Source organism: Collinsella sp. TM09-10AT, assembly GCF_003436275.1.
Classification (GTDB): Bacteria; Actinomycetota; Coriobacteriia; order Coriobacteriales; family Coriobacteriaceae; genus Collinsella.
On sequence record NZ_QSOP01000011.1, the window covers coordinates 14,098 to 31,806 of the forward strand.

Annotated in this window: 15 protein-coding genes; 14 read left to right on the forward strand and 1 reads right to left on the reverse strand. The window is 61.3% G+C overall.

Going from position 1 to position 17,709, the window contains the following annotated elements:
* The first annotated feature begins 72 nt into the window (after window positions 1-72).
* The 12 genes from DXD77_RS05895 (at window position 73) to DXD77_RS05950 (ending at window position 14,240) form a co-directional block, all read left to right on the forward strand.
* Window positions 73-558 (forward strand): Rrf2 family transcriptional regulator, encoded by a 486-nt coding sequence (locus DXD77_RS05895; protein WP_117648133.1) that lies wholly within the window; start codon window positions 73-75, stop codon window positions 556-558.
* Window positions 559-579: 21 nt separating this feature from the next.
* Entirely contained in the window at window positions 580-1,485 is a 906-nt protein-coding gene (locus DXD77_RS05900; RefSeq protein ID WP_117648150.1) for an adenine glycosylase, read from the forward strand.
* 112 nt (window positions 1,486-1,597) lie between these two features.
* Window positions 1,598-2,137 carry a rubrerythrin gene (gene rbr / locus DXD77_RS05905; protein ID WP_117646627.1) on the forward strand — a complete coding sequence of 180 codons (540 nt, stop codon included), beginning with the start codon at window positions 1,598-1,600 and terminating at the stop codon, window positions 2,135-2,137.
* A gap of 441 nt (window positions 2,138-2,578) precedes the next feature.
* Window positions 2,579-3,013, forward strand: a complete 435-nt coding sequence (locus tag DXD77_RS05910) for a hypothetical protein (protein ID WP_117648153.1) — start codon at window positions 2,579-2,581, stop codon at window positions 3,011-3,013.
* 148 nt (window positions 3,014-3,161) lie between these two features.
* Window positions 3,162-3,725, forward strand: coding sequence for a hypothetical protein (locus tag DXD77_RS05915; RefSeq protein WP_117648155.1), 564 nt, complete (start codon window positions 3,162-3,164; stop codon window positions 3,723-3,725).
* Between the two features lie 51 nt (window positions 3,726-3,776).
* Window positions 3,777-5,132: a DNA recombination protein RmuC gene (gene rmuC, locus DXD77_RS05920; protein WP_117648158.1), complete on the forward strand. Its 1,356-nt coding sequence runs from the start codon at window positions 3,777-3,779 to the stop codon at window positions 5,130-5,132.
* A 125-nt stretch (window positions 5,133-5,257) separates the two neighbouring features.
* Complete coding sequence (locus DXD77_RS05925) at window positions 5,258-7,060, forward strand: ABC transporter ATP-binding protein (RefSeq protein ID WP_117648161.1); 1,803 nt, start codon at window positions 5,258-5,260, stop codon at window positions 7,058-7,060.
* Window positions 7,061-7,123: 63 nt separating this feature from the next.
* On the forward strand, window positions 7,124-7,789 hold the full coding sequence (nth, locus tag DXD77_RS05930; protein WP_117648163.1) for an endonuclease III: 666 nt from the start codon (window positions 7,124-7,126) through the stop codon (window positions 7,787-7,789).
* 157 nt (window positions 7,790-7,946) lie between these two features.
* A complete protein-coding gene (gene mfd, locus DXD77_RS05935) occupies window positions 7,947-11,579 on the forward strand; it encodes a transcription-repair coupling factor (protein ID WP_117648166.1) in 3,633 nt (1,210 codons plus the stop codon).
* A 57-nt stretch (window positions 11,580-11,636) separates the two neighbouring features.
* Window positions 11,637-12,500, forward strand: coding sequence for a phosphatase PAP2 family protein (locus tag DXD77_RS05940; RefSeq protein ID WP_117648168.1), 864 nt, complete (start codon window positions 11,637-11,639; stop codon window positions 12,498-12,500).
* 45 nt (window positions 12,501-12,545) lie between these two features.
* Window positions 12,546-13,571, forward strand: a complete 1,026-nt coding sequence (locus DXD77_RS05945) for a low specificity L-threonine aldolase (RefSeq protein WP_117648171.1) — start codon at window positions 12,546-12,548, stop codon at window positions 13,569-13,571.
* A gap of 78 nt (window positions 13,572-13,649) precedes the next feature.
* Window positions 13,650-14,240 carry a GNAT family N-acetyltransferase gene (locus DXD77_RS05950; protein ID WP_117648174.1) on the forward strand — a complete coding sequence of 197 codons (591 nt, stop codon included), beginning with the start codon at window positions 13,650-13,652 and terminating at the stop codon, window positions 14,238-14,240.
* 21 nt (window positions 14,241-14,261) lie between these two features.
* Here the strand turns inward: DXD77_RS05950 and DXD77_RS05955 are convergent, their stop codons facing one another.
* On the reverse strand, window positions 14,262-14,984 hold the full coding sequence (locus DXD77_RS05955; protein WP_117648177.1) for a GntR family transcriptional regulator: 723 nt from the start codon (window positions 14,982-14,984) through the stop codon (window positions 14,262-14,264).
* 205 nt (window positions 14,985-15,189) lie between these two features.
* Between DXD77_RS05955 and DXD77_RS05960 the strand changes: the two genes are divergently transcribed.
* Together DXD77_RS05960 and DXD77_RS05965 are read left to right on the forward strand one after the other, a co-directional pair.
* Window positions 15,190-16,182: an SIS domain-containing protein gene (locus tag DXD77_RS05960; protein ID WP_117648180.1), complete on the forward strand. Its 993-nt coding sequence runs from the start codon at window positions 15,190-15,192 to the stop codon at window positions 16,180-16,182.
* Between the two features lie 287 nt (window positions 16,183-16,469).
* Complete coding sequence (locus DXD77_RS05965; RefSeq protein WP_158549102.1) at window positions 16,470-17,552, forward strand: DMT family transporter; 1,083 nt, start codon at window positions 16,470-16,472, stop codon at window positions 17,550-17,552.
* Window positions 17,553-17,709: the final 157 nt, after the last annotated feature.

Here is a 17,709-nt window from a genome sequence, read left to right on the forward strand (position 1 = left end):
TCATTTAGCGTCTCGACACAAGCTCGGCCCCGGAGCTCGTTCGAGCTGTTCGTATTCCTTGAAAGGGGAAAAATGGACATATCGAGGAAGACTGATTACGCCCTTCGTATGCTGGCGATGCTTGCCGAGGATCCGGAGCGTTTGCTTTCTGTTCGCACCGCTGCCGAAGAGGTCAATGTTCCGTATTCGTTTGCCCGCTCGATTCAGCACGGTTTGGTCCAGGCCGGTATTGTGGAGAGCCTGCGTGGCGTCCACGGTGGCATGCGTCTCAAGGTCAGTCCGGACGACGTCACCATCCGCCAGGTCGTCGAGGCCGTTCAGGGCCCTATGGTTATGAATGATTGCACCGCACCCGATGGCGACTGTGCACGCATGGGCACGTGCTGCTATCATCCCCTGTGGGCCGGAGCTCAAGCGATGACGCGCGATTACCTCGATTCCGTTTCGCTCGGCGACATCGTCGCTCACCGCCAGTTCCCGGCCGTCGATCCCAAATTCGCCGACCGCGAAGCGTTTCCCGAGTACGCCACCTGCGCGTGCGCTTGCCGGGAGGAATAGCGCCGCATAAGGAGCATAGATATGATTCAGGACCCCTTTCGTTCGATGATTCGTTCGGAAGGGGTCCTGCGTTATCGCGACCTTCCGTGGCGCCGCACGCGCGATCCGTACATCATTTGGCTTTCTGAGGTCATGCTGCAGCAAACACAGGTACCACGCGTGGAGACGCGTATGCCGGCGTGGCTCGATCGCTTTCCGACCGTGCAGGCGCTTGCCCAGGCCGCGCCTTCCGATGTTTTGGACGCTTGGCAGGGCATGGGCTACAACCGACGCGCTCTGGCGCTTCACGGGGCCGCTCAACGGGTCGTAGAGGATTGGGGCGGGGAGTTTCCGCACGAGACGCGTGACTTGGTCGCTCTGCCTGGTATTGGCCCGGCAACGGCGCAAGGTATCCGGTCGTTTGCGTTTGATCTTCCGGGCGTGTATCTGGAGACCAACGTGCGCACGGTCTTTCTGCATCACTTCTTTCCCGATATGCCGGCTGTTCCCGATCGCGAGCTGGTGCCGCTGATCCAAGCCGCCTGTCCGGCGGCCCCCGGTGCGGCGACCGACGAGATCGCTCCCTTTGCCGTGCCGCTCGATGATGCCGACACGCCGCGCGCGTGGTATTACGCGTTGCTGGATTACGGCGCATATCTAAAAAAGACGTTGCCCAATCCGTCCAGGCGGTCGGCGGGCTATAGCCGTCAATCAAAGTTTGAGGGCTCACGTCGCCAAAAGCGCGCGCATATCGTGCGTATGTTGCTGGCAGCGCGCGATGGCCAGCCGGCGGGGATTACGCTTGCTGATACCGTGGTGGGCGTTAACGAGATGGAAGCGGCAGCCGGTCGCGGGCCGGTCGAGTGCGACTTGATCGCGGGTATTCTAGCTGACCTGGAGCGTGAGGGCTTTTGCCGAGCCGAGGGCGATCGCTGGCTGAGCATTTAGCCCGTGCAAATCTGAAGAACAGGATTGTAAGGTTTAGATTTTCGGCAGGGGGTACCATAAAATAAGGCCGCTCAAAGCCTATGGGCGGCATGTATTGAAGGGAAGTACACCTATGGATTTTGAGAGCTCCCAAACCAAGAAGAACCTTGAGACCGCTTTTGCCGGTGAGTCCCAGGCGCACACCAAGTATCGCTACTATGCATCCAAGGCTAAAAAGGACGGTTACGTTCAGATCTCGAATATCTTTGCCGAGACGGCGGGTAACGAGTCCGAGCACGCCAAACTGTGGTTTAAATATCTGCACGACGGCGCCGTTCCGGGCACTCTGGACAACCTGCGCGACGCCGCCGCGGGCGAGAACTACGAGTGGACCACGATGTATGACGAGTTTGCCAAGACCGCCGAGGAGGAGGGTTTTGCCGAGATCGCCGAGAAGTTCCGTGGCGTCGCCGCCGTCGAGAAGGCCCACGAGGAGCGCTACAACAAGCTCGTCGAGCGCATTGAGTCGGGCGAGGTGTTTGAGCGCGAGGGCGTAAAGGTGTGGAAGTGCCTGAACTGCGGACATCTGCACGTTGGTGCCGAGGCACCTGAGGTGTGCCCGGTGTGTAACCACCCCAAGGCGTACTTTGAGGAGCAGGTGGTGAACTACTAGCGCTTGGCGCTGGCTGCTGCGGAGCGCAGGGCGGGGAAATACCTTTCCCTCTCGCTCACGGCTTCGCAGAGTCGCGCGAGGCAAAGGTATTTCCCCGCCTTGCGCTCCGGCGTTGGGTCGTCGCGTGCTCGATACAGAAAAGCTGATAAAAAAGGTTGTGTGCCGCCCCTTTTTGGGGCGGCACGTTTTTGTGGGGTCCCGGTCTTCACAATTTTCGTCAAGTTTTTGGTTAGATTTTGGTCAGTTGGCGTAAGAGTGGAAGGCCAAAAGATTGCTGGCGAAAAAAGCTCAGAGAAAGTGCTGGTAGGGGAGTTGTTGAGCTTTTCGACAGCTTTTGAGCAAAAGAAACTTTGTGGCTATTGCCGGCGATTGCGTTGTCGCGGTCATGGCGGTGCGGGATGCTGGTCGTAAGCGTCGAATGCTCCGATTTTGGAGGCCAGCATGGATCTGTTTCTTGAGACTCCGCAGCAACAAGCTGAGCGCATGCTGCGTCAGCAGCAACGACTCATGGAGATGCAAATGCAAGGGGTTGCCAACCAGGCGCCCGTGCAAAACGTCGTGCCCGCTGCTGTACCTGCAGCTGTGCCCGGGTGTGAATCGGCGCCAGAGGCCTATTCCGTACAGCAAGATTCATATGCGCAGGAGCTCGCGTTCGACAAGCATCGTGCGCGTCGCCGTCGCTGGGCCCAGCGCCTGCGTACGTTGGCGATGATCGTGCTCATCCCGTTGGGGCTTGCGGCCATCTTTCTGGCGTCGTATGCCCTCACGTGCATCCTCAACGGTGCATCGCCCAACGAGGTGCTCCAACATCTAGCGGCCCTGGGCCAGCGCCTAGATGACGTCATAACAACCATCCGCGCCGGCTGGGAGAGCTAGCGTTTGTCGCATTAGGACTTCTAGGGTGTAGGGATTATCGCCACGAGTGGAATCCTTGCATCCTGTGGGTCCTGTCGTGCGACTGAATAGTATTATTGAAGATGAATAATAATAATGGATACAGGTAATACAAAAAGGAGGTGCTCGGTTGAATCTGACCTTTGAGGGATTCTTAAAAGGCTATTGCCGAGAGCTATCCGGACAGCAGTCGCTGAGTTTTAGAAAATTGGTTGAGCAGGCGACGACGGATGCACCGCGCGTGGCGGAGGCTCTGTTTTTGCTCGCTTTGGCGCAAGGAAAAGCCGAATACGTTCTGGGTTTATCCGAGGGCTCGTGGATGGAACGGGATTATCGAGACGTTTTATCCTTGTACGGTCAAGCGGGTAGCATGGCGTCTCTATGCGCCAAAAGTGAGCTCCCTAATCGTTATGCCAACGTTTGGCGTGCGTATAGAGCGGTGAAGGAAAAGCCGGCGGCCGATAGAAGGGTGAACGCCCTGATGAGAAAGAAAACGCTGGAAGCATTGGAGGAATCGGGTGTAACGCGCTATGGCCTCTGCCGTGCTCTGCGCCTGAATAAAGGAAACGTATACGCATACTTGGCCGGCGATGACTCAAAGGTGAGCAGGAAAACGGCGCGCCGCATTATGGAATATGCGGAGGAGAGGGGCGCCCAAGAAGGGGCCGGGCGCCCGGTGTGTGTGGCGGGGTAAGATTGATCGCGGTTTTGATTGATGATCGATTGGGTTTGTTGGGCGGAGTTTATGTCTGCAATTGATATTGCACTTATTGTGATTGCTTTGGTGGCGGTGGGGGTCGCTGCGGCCTGTGCCCTGCAGCTCAAGGGCCTTCGTGCCGAGTTGCGGGAGCGTGGCGACAGTAGCGCGGAAACGCTGGCAGCACTCGAGCAGGCCAACAACGCGCTCGATGCCCTGAACGTCGCGCTGGCCGAAACACGCCGCACGGCCAATGCCATCGCGCAGCAGCAGACGACCGATGCGGCCGTGGAGCAGCAACGTTACCTGGCCATCGCACGCGAGTTCTCGCAAGTTGGTGACCGGATGGATGACCTGCGCCGTGAGACGGCCCAACAGCTCGGCGCCAATCGCGAGGGCATCGAGCATCGCCTGGACAAGGTGCGCGAGACGGTCGATGCTCAGCTGGGCGCCATCCGCAAAGACAACAACGTGCAGCTCGATCAGATGCGCGCGACGGTGGACGAGAAGCTCTCTCGCACGCTCAACGACCGTCTGTCTGCATCGTTTAAGCAGGTGAGCGACCAGCTCGAGGCCGTGTACAAGGGCCTGGGCGACATGCAATCTATCGCCACTGGCGTGGGCGACCTTAAGCGCGTGCTGGGTAACGTCAAGGCGCGCGGCATTTTGGGCGAGGTGCAGCTGGGCGCGATCCTGGCGGATATCCTCACACCCGATCAGTATCTGGAAAACGTTGCCACCAAGCCCGGCGCCTCGGAGCGTGTTGAGTTTGCCGTCAAGCTGCCGGTAGACGAGGGCGACCCCGTACTGCTGCCGATTGACTCCAAATTCCCGGGCGACGCGTACGAGCATCTGCTCGATGCCCAGGAGTCGGGCGACGCGGATGCCGTCGCCGCCGCGCGCAAGACGCTTGACGCTATGGTCAAGCGTGAGGCAAAGGACATCTGCGAAAAGTATCTGAGCGTGCCCGTGACCACCAACTTTGGCATCATGTTCGTTCCGTTTGAGGGGCTGTACGCTGAGGTCGTCAGCCGCCCCGGGCTTATCGAGACCCTGGGCCGCGACTATCATGTCAACGTTGCCGGCCCTAGCACCATGGCGGCCATTCTCAACAGCCTGCAGATGAGTTACCAAACGTTTAAGCTGCAAAAACGCACCGACGATGTACTGCGCGTGCTCTCCGCTGTCAAGGCCGAGCTGCCGCGCTATCAAAAGGCGCTGCGCCGCGCCCAGCAGCAGATCGAGACCGCGGGCAAAACGGTCGAGGGCATCATTACCACGCGCACCAACGTCATGGAGCGCAAGCTCAAGGACATCGACGCGCTGGAAGACGCCAAGGAGGCCGACGAGGTCTTGGGGCTCACGTCCGCGGGCCTGCTCGCAGACCAAGAAGACGAGGACTAGCGGCACTTGACGGCGGGGCACCTGCGCAGGCGCAGGGCGCGGGTGCTTTTCGCATCGCACTTGCCTAAAGCGCACTTTAATGTGCAACAATGGCCTTTCGCCCTATCAGACGCGAAAGGAAGCCCATGTCTCAGAGAAGCACCAGCCCGCTCAAACGCTCGACCGTGCGCCGCACGCTGCAGCGTTTTTGGGATGTCACGCGCACGCAGCCGCTGATCGTCTTTCTCTCGGTGTTCTCGTCGGCGGGTTACATCTTTTTGCTCACGTTTGCCAACACCTACGTTATGGCCCTCATCGTCGATCGTGTCCAGGCCGGCCCCGTAGCGGGCGACCAGGTGTTTGAGGTCTTCGGTCCCTACATTTTGGCGCTCGTGCTCGTCAACCTGGTGGGCCAGATCCTCTCCAAGCTGCAGGACTACACCGTCTACAAGCTCGAGATCGCGGGCAACTATCACCTGGCGCGCCTGTGCTTCGACACGCTCTCCAATCAATCCATGACATTCCACACCAGCCGCTTTGGCGGATCGCTTGTGAGCCAGACGAGCCGTTTTATGAGCGGCTACACGGGTCTGGTCGACGTGACGGTGTATTCGCTCATTCCCACCATCACCTCGGTTGTCTGCACGGTGACGGCGCTCGCTCCGGTGGTGCCCACATTTACCGTGATCCTGGTGGGCATCATGGTCGTCTACATCGCGTTTGTCTGGCTTATGTACAAGCGCATCATGCCGCTTTCGGCCGCGACGTCCGCCGCGCAGAACAAGCTCTCGGGCGTGCTCTCCGACTCGGTCACGAACATCTTGGCCGTCAAGACCTGCGGGCGCGAGGACTTTGAACGCGATCTGTTCGACACCGCCGACCGCGCCGCGCGCGATGCCGAGACGGTCTCGATGCACGCCATGATGCAGCGCAACTTTACGACCTCGGGTCTTATCGTCATCACCATGGCCGTGGTGAGTGTGTTCGTGGCGGGCGGCAACGCGTGGTTTGGCATCTCGGCCGGCTCGCTCGTCATGATCTTTACCTACACCTATAACCTCACCATGCGCCTGAACTACGTGAGTTCCATGATGCAGCGTATCAACCGCGCTTTGGGCGATGCGGCCGAGATGACGCGCGTGCTGGACGAGCCACGCTTGGTGGCAGACGACCCGGATGCCCCCGAGCTCAAGGTGAGCGAGGGCGCGATTGATTTTGAGCACCTGAGCTTTGCGTACCGTGACGCTGCGGCGGGCGAGAACGTGTTCGATGACCTGACACTTCATGTGGCGGCGGGCCAGCGCGTGGGCCTGGTGGGCAAATCGGGCTCGGGTAAGACGACGCTCACCAAGCTGCTGCTGCGCCTGGACGATGTCCAGGGCGGCCGCGTGCTCGTGGACGGTCAGGATGTCTCGCGCTGCACGCAGCAGAGCCTGCGCCGCCAGGTTGCCTACGTGCCGCAGGAAGCGCTGCTGTTCCACCGCTCCATTCGAGAAAACATTGCCTACGGTCGTCCCAACGCCACTGATGAGCAGATTCGCGAGGCTGCGCGCCTGGCCAACGCCCTGGAGTTTATCGACCGCTTGCCCCGTGGCTTTGACACCATGGTGGGCGAGCGCGGCGTCAAGCTCTCGGGCGGCCAGCGTCAGCGCGTGGCCATCGCCCGCGCGATTCTCACCGACGCGCCGATTCTGGTGCTCGACGAGGCGACCTCTGCCCTGGACAGCGAGTCCGAGGCGCTGGTGCAGGAAGCTCTCGAGAACCTGATGCGCGGCCGCACCTCCATTGTGGTGGCGCATCGCCTGTCCACCGTGGCGGCGCTCGACCGCATCGTGGTACTGGCGGATGGCGAGATCGTCGAGGACGGCACGCATGTGCAGCTCGTCGAGGCGGGCGGCGAGTACGCGAACCTGTGGAGCCGTCAGACCGGCGCATTCTTGGAGGCGTAAACGTCTCGGACGTGGGACAATTGTGCCCATAAGTTTATTGTGCCGTTGAGCCGAGGAGTCGTTATGCCACGCGAGACCAATGCCGCCAAGCGCGAGCGCGCCATCGAGGTGTGTGAGCGCCTCAACCGTCGCTATGGCCCGGTCGAGTGCTTTTTGGACCACGAGAATCCCTTCCGCCTGCTGATCGCGGTGCTGCTTTCGGCGCAAACGACCGATGCGCAGGTCAACAAAGTGACGCCGCGGCTGTTTGCCCAGTGGCCCACGCCCGAGACCATGGCCGGGGCGAGCGTAGCTGACGTGGCGGACACCATCAAGTCGCTCGGCTTCTACAAGAGCAAAGCCAAGCATGCCGTCGAGGCCGCGCAGATGATCGTCACCGACTATGACGGCGAGGTGCCGGCCGACATGAAGGAACTCGTGAAGCTGCCGGGCGTGGGACGCAAGACGGCGAACATCGTGCTCAACGTGGGGTACGGCATCGTGGAAGGCATCGCGGTGGATACGCACGTCAACCGCATTGCGCACCGCCTGATGCTGAGTCCCAAGACGCATGCCAAGGAACCGCTCAAGACCGAGCAGGATCTGCTCAAGATTTTGCCGCACGAGTATTGGGAGTCGGTCAACCATCAGTGGGTCACCTTTGGTCGCGAGATCTGCGACGCCCGCAAACCCAAGTGTGACGAGTGTCCGCTGGCAGATTTGTGCCCCAGCGTGCGCGTGGCGGGGTAGGGCGGAACGCATCTTCGTCTGGCGTTTTTTGCGGGGCTGGGTTTGCCCTTGAGCCGGAGTCCTCTCCATGCGCTACCATGACAGACAATGTATTTGACGTACGACCCGCCGAGCTTGCCCCGGCGGGCTTTTGGCGTTGCGATGCCGGAGGAACAGCATGCTCATTCACCGTATAGCCGCGCAGCTCTACACTGCCGAGGCGCTGCAGACCGTCGAGGCCGGACTCGATGCCGGCGAGGACGTGACGCTGGCCGTGTCGCAGTCGGGCCGCACGCTCATGGCGGCAGCTCAGTTTGCGCGCCGTCCGCGTCCCACGGTCTACATCGTGAGCGGCGAGGACGCGGCCGATCGCGCCGCGCGCAGCCTGGCCGCCTATGTGGGTCTGGCGCATGTGTGCCGCTTTCCCGAGCGCAAAGACTATCCATGGCGTGAGCAGGCGCCCGACGACGCCGAGGTGGCCCAACGCTGCGAGGCTTTAGGGCGTATCGTGCGCGGCGATAACTGCATTATGGTCGCCTCGGCCCGCGCACTGCTGCGCTGCGTGCCGCCGGTCGAGAGCCGCTATTGGGAGTCCACCACCTTTGCGGTGGGCGAGGAGATTCCCTTCGACGAGGTGCCGCAGCGCCTGGTGGGCATGGGCTACACCAATGCAGGTGCCGCCGACGCGCCCGGCCTGTTCCGTGTGCACGGCGATACCGTCGAGGTGTTCCCCGCGCAGGAAAAAGCACCCGTGCGCATTGAGTTCTTTGGCGACGAGATCGACCGCATCCGCCGCATGGTGAGCTCCACGGGCCAAACCATCGGCAACGAGGACAGCATCGAGATCTTCCCGTGCCGCGAGCTGGCGCTCACCGACGAGGCCGTCCACAACATGCATGTGGCGCTCTATCGCGCCAGCCAGAGCGATAGCAAGCTGGCGGCGCTGCTCGAGATGGTGGACGCGCGCATCGTCACGCCCGAGCTCGACCGCTTTTTGCCGGTGATGTACGGCCAGACCGTGAGCCCGTTGGCGCACGTGAGCGGCAAGGCGCTTGTGGTCCTGTCCGAGCCGCGCTCGCTGTTCGATGACTGCCTGCGCGCCTACGAGGATATCGAGGCCCGTGCCGGCGAGGCGGGGATTGACCGTCTGGACGGCCTGTACGTGCGTGCCCAACAGCTCGACTTTGGTGCTCAGCAGCGCCTGAACTACGTGAGCCTGATTCGTGCCGGCGGCGCGGTTACGGCCGAGCTCAAGATTGAGCAGCCGGCCATTGCGGGCTCGGACAATCGATTTATGACGCGCATTCAGGAGGTCGTGGGCAAGCGCTATGCCTGCGTGTTTGCCATTCCCGACCGCGGTGCGCGCGAGTCGATGGAGCTCACCTTTGGCGACGAAGGCATTACCTTTGAGGAGTCGCTGACGGCCGCCCCCGAAAACGCCGGCGTTATCGGCGACCGTGTGCGCGTGGCGGCGGCGGATTCTGCCGACCGTGCTGACCGTCAGGAGGCCCATGCCTCGATTCGCGAGCGCCATGCCGATGCGCTCAACGCCCGCTCGCTCGAGGCGGGTGCGGCCCAGGCTGCCGCCGGCGCCGCCGTGCCCACCATCTCGCGCGGGCGCGTGACCTTTGTGGACGCCGCCCTGCCGCAGGGCGTGGTGGTGCCCGATGCCAATCTGGCCGTGTTCTCGATCGCCGACCTCAACGCCCGCATGGACGCCAACCGCGCCCGCAGCCGCCGCAAGGTCGATATTACGCAGATCACCTTCCCCTTTAAGCCGGGCGACTACGTGGTGCACGCAACGCATGGCATCGCGCTCTTTAGCGAGATCGCGCGCCAGGAAGTGGGCGGCAAGGAGCGCGACTACTTTTTGCTGGAATATGCCGATGGCGACAAGCTCTACGTGCCGCTCGAGCAGGTCGACCGCATCACGCGCTATGTTGGCCCCGACGGCGACAAGCCGCGCCTGACCAGGCTCAATACCGCCGACTGGACGCGTGCCACCAACAAGGCACGCAAGAACGCCAAAAAGCTGGCGTTTGACCTGGTCGACCTGTATACGCGCCGCTCCTCGATTGCCGGTATCGCCTGCCCGCCCGACACGCCCGAGCAGATTGAGATGGAGGAGAGCTTCCCCTACGACGAGACGCGCGACCAGCTGGAGGCTATTGCCGACATTAAGGCGGACATGGAGGCACCCAAGCCCATGGACCGCCTGCTGTGCGGCGACGTGGGCTTTGGCAAGACCGAGGTCGCCCTGCGCGCAGCGTTTAAGTGCGTGGACTCCGGCCGCCAGGTCATGGTGCTCTGCCCCACGACCATTCTGGCCCAACAGCACTACGAGACGTTCTTTGAGCGTTTTGCCCCGTTTGGCCTGGAGGTCGAGGTGCTCAGCCGCTTCCGCACCCCGGCGCAGCAAAAGCGCGCGCTCAAGGCGTTTGCCGAGGGCACGATCGATGTGCTCATCGGCACGCACCGCTTGCTTTCTGCCGACGTGAACCCCAAGAACCTGGGCATGGTGATCATCGACGAAGAGCAGCGCTTTGGTGTGCAGCACAAGGAGCAGCTCAAGAACCTGCGTGAGCAGATTGACGTGCTCACGCTTTCGGCGACGCCCATCCCGCGTACCATGCAGATGGCTACGAGTGGCGTGCGCGACATGAGTCTGATCACTACGCCGCCGACCGGACGCCGTCCCGTGATCGTGCACGTGGGGGAGTACGATCCCGACGTGGTGAGCGCGGCGATTCGTCTGGAGGTGGGCCGCGGCGGCCAGGTGTACTACGTGTCCAACCGCGTCAAGACCATCGACGACGCCGTGGCGCGCGTGCACGAGGCCGCGCCCGAGGCGCGCGTGGGCGTGGCGCACGGCAAGATGAGCCCGCGCGAGGTCGAGGACGTGATGATCGAGTTTGCGACCAAAAAGATCGACGTGCTCATTGCCACGACCATCGTGGAGAGCGGTATCGACAACGCGTGCGCCAACACGCTCATCATCGAGGATTCGCAGCGCCTGGGCCTAGCACAGCTCTACCAGCTCAAGGGCCGTGTGGGCCGCTCGGCCACGCAGGCCTACGCATACTTTATGTTCCCGGGCGAGCTGCCGCTCACCGAGGAGGCAACGGCGCGCCTGACTGCACTTTCCGAGTTCCAGGACCTGGGCAGCGGCATGCGCATCGCCATGCGCGACCTGGAGATTCGCGGCGCCGGCTCGCTCATGGGTGCCGAACAGCACGGTAACCTATCGAGCGTGGGCTTTGACCTGTTTACGCAGATGCTGGGTCAGGCCGTGGCCGAGGCGCGCGGTGATGACGATGCCGGCGTGGAGGCGGCGAGCGTGGGCATTAACCTGCCGGCCGATTACTTCTTGTCCGAGGAGTACCTGCCGGCGGTGGACCAGCGCGTGCTCGTGTACCGCAAGCTCGCGGCGGCCGAGGACCTGGAGAGCATCGACGAGGTACAGGAAGAGACCGAGGCCGCGCATGGCGAGCTGCCGTTGGCGGGACTCAATCTGTTCAACCGCGCGCGTATCCGTATCCGCGGCGAGCGCTTGGGGCTCGAGAGCGTCACGCTCAGCGGCGGGCGCATCACGTTTTTGGGCGTCGACGTGCCCAAGAAGGTGGCCTTTGAGTTCAAGAATCGCTATGGCGCGGTGAACTTCCCCAAGAGCCGCAAGCTGTCGGTGCCTTACAAGGCGGGCGCCGGTGCGGGCAGCGGCCTGGGCCGCGGTCTCGACGCCAACGACGGCACCGGCCCCGTGGCGGCTGCCCTCATGCTGCTGCAACAGCTGGGTGCAAGCGACGACGACTAATTGGGTCGACGCTGCAAACGCCCCATTTGGGCAATCTGACCCCATCGAAAGGAAAGCATGTTCGGGTATATCTATAAGAAAGATGTCGCCATGATCGCGATCGTCCTGTGCCTTTGCCTGGGCGTGGGCAGTTTCTTCGATTATCAGATCTCGAGTGCGCTGTTCAACATCGGCAGCATGTACGGCCGCTTTATCGAGGCGGCGGGCGAGCTACCGTTTGAGCTGACGGCGAGCATCGCGGGCGTTATGCTCGTGCGAGCGGTGCGCCCCGATTCCAAGGCAAGCAAGTGGCTCGCCGCGCTGGGCATTCTCATCAACGTGGGTCTGCTCGGCTACGAGATTGTCGGATCGCAGCGTGTCGGCGGCAAACTCATCGCGTTTCAGCTGGTGCTGACGTTTGTGCTGGTCATCGCTGCCAACCTTATCGCCTACCGCCTCACACGCGACACCGATCCCGACGAGCTCACGCGCTGGGCGTTGATGGTGCTTGCCGTGTGGGTCGCTCAGGCCATTATCCTCAACGTCATTGTTAAGCCGCTGTGGTCGCGCCCGCGCATGCGCGTGATCGAGGTCACGCCGGGGCTCAATTTTCAGCCGTGGTGGGTAATCGGCAATCCCGATAAGTGGAGCTATATTGCCGCCGGCGTGATCAAGGACGGCTTTAAGTCGTTCGCGAGCGGGCACACCGCGCACGCGGCGATCGGCCTTATGCTCGCCGGGCTTCCCGCGGCGGCCTTTAAGGAAAGGCCGTCGCGCCGCCGCGTGGTCTTTTGGGCTGCCGCTGTGGTTGCGGCGCTCGTCGCTTTCGGCCGCATCGTGATCGGAGCGCACTTTTTGAGTGACGTGAGCTGCGGCTTTGCCCTGGTGCTGGCACTTGAGTGTCTTGCCGCGCGCATTGCCTATCCCAACGGCGTACAATAGCCCCGTTTGAATCATCTGGCCGATACCCGGTAAGAGAGGATTGCCATGCTCGCGTTTAACAACGACTATTCCCACGGCGCCCATCCGGCGGTGCTGCAGGCGCTCGTCGACACCAATATGGAGCCGCAGCCCGGCTACGGCACCGATGCGCACACCGAGCGTGCCAAGCACCTTATTCGCGAGGCCTGTCAGGCCCCCGATGCCGACGTGTTTTTTCTGGTGGGCGGCACGCAGGCCAACGCGACGGTGATCGACATGCTGCTTGCGCCCTACGAGGGCGTCGTTGCTGCTGAGACTGGTCACGTCGCCTGCCACGAGGCGGGCGCCATCGAGTTTGGCGGCCACAAGGTGCTCACCGTCCCCGGCTACGAGGGCAAGATGCACGCCGAGGACCTCGAGAACTATATCCAGGTGTTCTACGAAAACGAGAGCTACGAGCACACGGTGTTCCCGGGCGCCGTGTACGTGAGCCTATCGACCGAGTACGGCACGCTGTACTCCAAGGCCGAGCTCGCGGCAATTCATGCGGTGTGCCAGAAGCGCGAGATTCCGCTGTTTGTGGACGGTGCCCGCCTGGCCTATGCGCTGGCAGCCGACGAGTGCGACATCACCCTGCCCGAGCTGGCACAGCTGTGCGACGTGTTCTACATCGGCGGCACCAAGTGCGGCGCTCTGTGCGGCGAGGCCGTGGTGTTTTGCGGCATGCACGCTCCAGCGCATCCCATTCCGCGCATTAAGCAGCACGGTGCGTTGCTGGCCAAGGGCCGCCTGACGGGCGTGCAGTTTGAGGCGCTCTTTACCGATGGCCTGTATTTTGAGATTGGTCGCCAGGCGATCGAAACCGCGCAGGCGCTTCGTCGCGTGCTGCACGAGCGCGGCTACCAGTTCTTCTTGGAGACGCCCACAAACCAGCAGTTTGTGATTCTGCCCAACGAGGACATGGCGCGCATTCGCGAGCATGCCGCGATCGAGTATTGGGAAAAGTACGACGAGACCCACACCGTGGTGCGCTTTTGCACCAGCTGGGCCACGACGCAGGAGGACATCGACGCGCTGGCGGCTGTCCTGTAGCTTGATGTAATGACGAGGGGCCGCCCTACGCCTGGGTTTGGCGCAGGGCGGCCTTTGCTTTTGTGGGGGAGGGGCTGTATGCCCGAGATGTCCGAGCCGATAATTCGCCTGGCGACGCCCGATGATGCGCCGGCGCTGCTTGCCATCTATGAGCCATATGTACGCGAGACGGCGATAACCTGCGAATACGAGGTGCCGAGCGTTGAGGAGTTCGCCGGGCGCATCGAGCGTACGCTCAAGCGCTACCCGTATTTGGTGATGGAGCTGGACGGGCACCCAGTGGGCTATGCCTATGTGAGCGCGCTTAACAGCCGCGAGGCCTATGACTGGTCGGTCGAGACGTCGATCTATCTGGCGCGCGACGTGCGCCACGGCGGGCTGGGCCGCAGGCTGCACGACGCGCTCAAGCAATGCTTGGTCGCGATGGGCATCACCAGCATGTGCGCGCTCATCGCCGTGCCGCACGATAAGGACGACGAGTATCTGACGCACAACAGCCAGGATTTCCATGCCCACATGGGATACCGCCTGGTGGGCGCCTTCGACCGCTGCGCGCAAAAGTTCGGCCGCTGGTACGACATGTGTTGGATGGAGCTGGTCCTGGCCGAGCGCACGCCCAACCAACCCAAACCAACCTGGTTCCCCGATCTCCCCAAACCTACCATTTAGGGACAGGTTTATTTTGGCAGGTTAGCCGATGGGCTCGGTGTATTTGGCGCGGTCGGTACGTTGGATGCGCTTGGAGACATGGAGCGGGCGGCCGTCGGTGTCGTAGACGTAGTCGGTGATCAGGATCAGCGCCTGTCCGCGCTCAACGTTGAGCAAAAACGCCTCGTTTTGCGAGGCATAGCACACCTCAAAGGTCTTATGCCCCTGCGCCGGCGCACGATGGAACTCCTGGCGCAGCGTGGCGTAGAGCGAACCGTTGATATCGCGATCGATGAGCGCCTCAAAGCTTGGCGGCAGATAGGTGGTCTCCAGGCACAGCGGTGCTTCGTCCAGATAGCGCAGGCGGACGAGCTTGACGAGTTTGCTGCCCACGGCGGCATCGAAAAACTTGGCCACGTCGCCGGCGGCCTTGGCAAAGCCCGAGTCCACCGTGCGCGTGGTGGGCTTCATGCCCTGACCCTGGATCTGCGCTGTGTAGCTCGAAAACACCAGGTTGTTCTCGTGGAGCGCCGGCGTGTCGGCCACAAAGGCGCCGCGTCCGCGCTCGGTGCGAATCAGGCCTTCGTCAACAAGCACCTTAAGGGCATGGCGCACGGTGCTGCGCGACAGCCCCGATTCGTCCATGAGCTCCATTTCGGACGGCAGCTTGTCTCCGCAGGCGTAGATGCCGGCAGCGATGCGGTCGCGAAGTGTGGTCGCCAGACGCTCGTATTGGGTCAGTTTCTTTTTCGATGAAGCGCTCATGCGATCAACCTGTATCTAACCTGTATGCTTACCTAATCAAGCATGTATCCAATACAACAACAAAACTGCTGGTAACGAGTTATCGAAAACCGTATCAGCAAAAAATCTAAGACAAATATAGCATACAACTAGTCGACATCGCTAAAACATGTATGTAACTTGTATGCCGTCAAGAGCATCAAATGAGAAGAAAGGCTGATGCGCGATGACTACTCAGGAACAGGTTAAGGATGTCGTCTCCCAGGTTTTGGCTGACAAGGCAGACAAGGGCGGCATCAAGCGCGTTGTGTGGATCGGCGCCGGCGGATCTAACGGCGGTAACTATCCTGCCCAGTACTTTATGGAGCACGAGGCCACGCAGGTCGTGAGCTCCAGCTACACCAGCAACGAGTTCGTGCACGCCACGCCCGCCTACGTCAACGAGAACACCTTGGCCGTTGTCGTGTCCATGCGCGGCACCAAGGAGACTATCGTTGCCGCCCAGGTCGCCAAGGACCACGGCGCCAGCACCATCGCCATCTACGTTGACGAGTCCGCCCTCACCGAGGTCTGCGACTACAAGATCCAGTACGACAGCCTGGCCGTCGACGAGTCCTGCATGGGCCGCACCAACTCCGCCGTCGTGACCATGATCGCTATGGAGCTCACGCAGCAGACCGAGGGCTATGCCGAGTACGAGACCGCTATGGCAGCCTTTGACCTGGTCGATCCCATCTATCGCAAGGCCGTCGAGTACACCCGTCCGCTCGCAGCCAAGTGGGCCGAGCAGAACGCCGACAAGCCCTGCATCAACGTGATGGCTCAGGGTCCGCTCTTTGGTGCCGCCTACGTCTTTAGCATCTGCAACGTGCAGGAGATGCTGCAGATCGACTCCTGCACCATCAACACCTGCGACTTCTTCCACGGTCCCTTCGAGATCCTGGACAAGCGTACCTCGCTGTTCCAGCTCATCAGCGTCGGCCGCAGCCGCTGCAACGACGAGCGCGGCATTCGCTTTGTCAACCAGTACGGTGGTGAGCGCGTCTACCAGCTCGACGCCAAGGAGCTCGGCCTCAACGACATCAAGGACAGCGTGAGCGAGTACTTCAACCACCTGATCTTTGCCCCGATCCTCAACAACGTCTACATGCGTGCGCTCTCCGCCGTCACCCACAAGGACTACATGACGCGCCGTTACATGTGGAAGCTGGATTACTAAGGGATAGAGCGGCCTAACAGCCCAATACCCCTCATGAGTTGCGGTGGAATAGTTCCTGTTTGGGAGTGTGAAGCCTCTGTTTGAGAACTATTTCACCGCAACTGCTAGAGCGGCACTTGGGGACGTTCCCTTTCTGCCGGCAGTTAGGGATGTTCCTTTTGTGCCGGCAGTTGGGGACACTCCTTGTGTCGAGAGATTTCCCGTTCGCCGATTTGTGCCTTGAAAAATGTATATAACGACTATAACGTAGCATGAAACATATTGGAAATAATACTGAGGAGGCTGCGTTGAAGAGGAGCAATCTGGGCTATGTGCTGGTGCTGATCGCCGCGCTTATGTGGGGCAGCATCGGAATCTTTGTAAACGGCATCTCGGCCATGGGCGTTTCGTCCCAGAGCATGGCTGCCTTTCGCTTGTTGGTCGGAGCGCTTATCTTGGCGCCGGTCCTGATGTTTATGGGCTGCCGTCCGGGTGAGGGGTCTACCGTGGTTCAGGGTCCGCTGACCCTGTTCAAGGCAAGCCCTAAAGAGCTTGTTTCCTGCGCGCTTGTCGGTATCGTCGGTTTGGCTGCCGCCAACACCTGCTATTACGAGTGCATGCGCGAGGTGGGCATGTCCACGGCATCGGTGCTGCTCTACACGTCGCCGGTGTTTGGCGTCGCGCTCGGCCGCGTCCTTTATCGCGAGGACGTGACCCTCAACAAGCTCGTCGCCATTGTCTTTAACATCGTTGGCTGTGTGCTTGCGGTGACCAATGGCGACCTTTCCGGTTTTCATTTTTCGGTTTGGGGCGTCACGTCGGGCGTGATTGCAGGCCTTTGTGGTGCGTCGCTCGCGGTGTTTAGCCGGATAGCAACCAAGACGGTCCACCCGCTGGCTGTCACGTTTTGGGGCTTTGTTTTTGGCGGTGCGGTTATGGCAGCTATCGCGGCTCCGTGGCCGGATGTCGCCGCGGCAATGTCGCCACAGCTGCTGCTGCTGTTCCTTGGCTTTGGACTCATCCCCACAGCCGTGGCTTACATCTTATATATGCAGGGTCTGTCCATGGGGCTCGAGACGTCGAAAGTTCCCGTCGTAATGTCATTCGAGACAGTCGTCACCGTACTGCTGGGCATTGGTGTCTACGCCGAGCCCGCCGGCGCAATCAAGGTCCTGGGCATTGTGCTGGTGCTCGCGTCCATCCTGATCATGAACACCGACTTCTCCAAGCTGCGCAACAGTGTGTTTGTCGGCCATGTCATTGAGAGCATGACCTTTAAGCCCAACGCGTGGTGGACGGAGAAATCGCAGGACATGGATCTGTTCCGGGAGCGCACAGGCATCACGCTGGAGCCCACCGTGCAGGAAAGCCCCTGGTACTTCGTGCGATAGGGGGTTGCGCTCGGTGTCCGACCTGGGGTTATCCAGCCAGCGTCGGCCTACCCAGCCCCAACGTTTCAAGTACGTTAAACCCGTCAACGGTCGATTTTCACCCGCGAACGGTCTTTATACTAATTAGCAATATAAGCAACGTATAAGACGTTATAAT

Excerpts from the sequence above, each read along its gene's own strand:
- DXD77_RS05895 (WP_117648133.1), top strand. The coding sequence starts at position 73 with ATGGACATATCGAGGAAGACTGATTACGCCCTTCGTATGCTGGCGATG.
- DXD77_RS05900 (WP_117648150.1), top strand. The coding sequence starts at position 580 with ATGATTCAGGACCCCTTTCGTTCGATGATTCGTTCGGAAGGGGTCCTG.
- rbr (WP_117646627.1), top strand. The coding sequence starts at position 1,598 with ATGGATTTTGAGAGCTCCCAAACCAAGAAGAACCTTGAGACCGCTTTT.
- DXD77_RS05910 (WP_117648153.1), top strand. The coding sequence starts at position 2,579 with ATGGATCTGTTTCTTGAGACTCCGCAGCAACAAGCTGAGCGCATGCTG.
- rmuC (WP_117648158.1), top strand. The coding sequence starts at position 3,777 with ATGTCTGCAATTGATATTGCACTTATTGTGATTGCTTTGGTGGCGGTG.
- DXD77_RS05925 (WP_117648161.1), top strand. The coding sequence starts at position 5,258 with ATGTCTCAGAGAAGCACCAGCCCGCTCAAACGCTCGACCGTGCGCCGC.
- nth (WP_117648163.1), top strand. The coding sequence starts at position 7,124 with ATGCCACGCGAGACCAATGCCGCCAAGCGCGAGCGCGCCATCGAGGTG.
- mfd (WP_117648166.1), top strand. The coding sequence starts at position 7,947 with ATGCTCATTCACCGTATAGCCGCGCAGCTCTACACTGCCGAGGCGCTG.
- DXD77_RS05940 (WP_117648168.1), top strand. The coding sequence starts at position 11,637 with ATGTTCGGGTATATCTATAAGAAAGATGTCGCCATGATCGCGATCGTC.
- DXD77_RS05945 (WP_117648171.1), top strand. The coding sequence starts at position 12,546 with ATGCTCGCGTTTAACAACGACTATTCCCACGGCGCCCATCCGGCGGTG.
- DXD77_RS05950 (WP_117648174.1), top strand. The coding sequence starts at position 13,650 with ATGCCCGAGATGTCCGAGCCGATAATTCGCCTGGCGACGCCCGATGAT.
- DXD77_RS05955 (WP_117648177.1), bottom strand. The coding sequence starts at position 14,984 with ATGAGCGCTTCATCGAAAAAGAAACTGACCCAATACGAGCGTCTGGCG.
- DXD77_RS05960 (WP_117648180.1), top strand. The coding sequence starts at position 15,190 with ATGACTACTCAGGAACAGGTTAAGGATGTCGTCTCCCAGGTTTTGGCT.